We start from the raw sequence: 382 nt of genomic DNA, 5'->3' as shown, positions 1-382 counted from the left end.
GCCCCCATAAAGGGGGTAACCCAAGCGGCGATTGTCGAGACGGAAGCTCAGTTCAGCGGAATGTCGTTCTCAGCCTTGCTCGCCTGGTAGTCACGCGACAGCTCATCGTAGCGCGCCGAGATTCTCCCGATCCGCTCCTCCAGCCGCTGGCGTTCGGCCCCGGGCAGCGCCCTCACCAACCCGTGGATCGAAAAACTTTTCCAATAGGCATTCTCGGCATTGTAGCCGCCGGGATCGAGGGTGAAGACCTCTTTGAGAATTTTGAGATCATGCGGGATGGCAAAACTTTCGCGCGAATCCTCGTGGCTGAACAAATAGTAGAAGTTGTCGAAGCCGGCCCAGGTGATCGCCGACAGGCAGAGCGAGCATGGCTCGTGTGTGG

Annotated in this window: 1 pseudogene; it reads right to left on the bottom strand. The window is 58.6% G+C overall.

Annotated elements, in window-relative coordinates:
* Window positions 1-47 precede the first annotated feature (47 nt).
* Window positions 48-382: pseudogene (locus tag X742_RS140110) on the bottom strand (nucleoside deaminase); the annotation flags it as partial.

It is taken from the genome of Mesorhizobium sp. LNHC229A00 (genome assembly GCF_000502415.1).
Taxonomy (GTDB): Bacteria; Pseudomonadota; Alphaproteobacteria; order Rhizobiales; family Rhizobiaceae; genus Mesorhizobium.
Note: the sequence above shows the minus strand (reverse complement) of the source record. Positions and strands in the feature narration are given on the sequence as shown.